The following is a 1,081-nucleotide window of genomic DNA, read 5'->3' on the forward strand; positions in this document are numbered from 1 at the left end:
CGTTCGGCGATCTCCGGCGCGCTCGCGGGCTGGACCAGCTCATGCCTGGCCGGGTCGAGCAGCCAGCCGGGGTGGCGCGGCTCCAGCACCAGAGTGTCGCTCTGGATCGCCGCGACGAACTGCTTGAACCCGCCCGCCCCGGCCCAGTTCGTCGTCGCCTCCCGTCCCACGGTCTTGCGGACGTAGTGTGCTGCGGAGGCGAGGTCGACCGGTGTCGTCGACTGTGCCACAAGCTGCCGCACCGCCGCCTCGAGGCGGTTCCGCACGCTGTTGCTGTCACGGTCGATCGACGCAGCAGCAGTCGCGCGTGGCTGCGGCACGGGAGTGCGGACCTGGTCCACTCCGGCTTGCGACGGGCTCAGGCCCAAGGCTTCTTCGATGAACATGATGTCCGGAATCGCGAAGTCGCACACCGACTGCAGCGCGGCGGCGGTCGGCCCGCTCACCAGCATCGCCGAGGTCCTGTCGTGCTCCCGCAGCCGCATGAACACCGGGGTGAAGTCTGCGTCGGTCGACAGGACAACGAAGTCGTCGAACCGGGTCGGGTGAGTAAGGGTGTCGAGGATGTCGAGCACCATGTGGATGTCGGCACTGTTCTTACCCATGCTCGTCAGCGACGGGCAGTCCACGACCCGGAACCCCGCCCGAGTGAAGTATGAACGGAACTTGCCGGAATGGCTCGGCTCCAGGTAGCAGATCCGACGTAGCAGCACCCGCGGGACTTCGTCGTCGTCGACCCGGAATGGGCCCAGATCCTGCTCCATCCACCGCACCCAGCGCCCCGGGTCAGTGGCAAACGCCGTAGCCGCGTCGGGGCTTGAGTTGCGCAAACCGATGTACACGTTCTCGAAGTCGACGAATAGCGCCGCACGGCGATACGAAGCGAGCGGGGCTTCGGCCATGGCGCTACCTCCGGGAACGTGGACTGATCGACCATAGACGGCCGAGGACGTGCCCGGCGTCGACCGTTCGACCCCCAGTTCCGTGCCGCCAGGACGAGTGTCGAGGACCAGCGGGTAGAGGAAGGCCCCTGTGCCTACTTGGTATCCCACCAGTCCCACCACTGCTCCGGCGCTTGCTC

General features: G+C 67.1%; 1 protein-coding gene. It reads right to left on the reverse strand.

Annotation, left to right across the window (positions count from 1 at the left end; genetic code table 11):
- Nucleotides 1–902: NYN domain-containing protein (locus F6X68_RS32760; RefSeq protein WP_151457845.1), on the reverse strand; the 902-nt coding region annotated here is incomplete at its 3' end.
- Between the last annotated feature and the right edge of the window lie 179 nt (nucleotides 903–1,081).

The sequence above is a fragment of the Micromonospora sp. AMSO12t genome (assembly GCF_008806585.1).
GTDB classification, from domain to species: domain Bacteria; phylum Actinomycetota; class Actinomycetes; order Mycobacteriales; family Micromonosporaceae; genus Micromonospora; species Micromonospora reichwaldensis.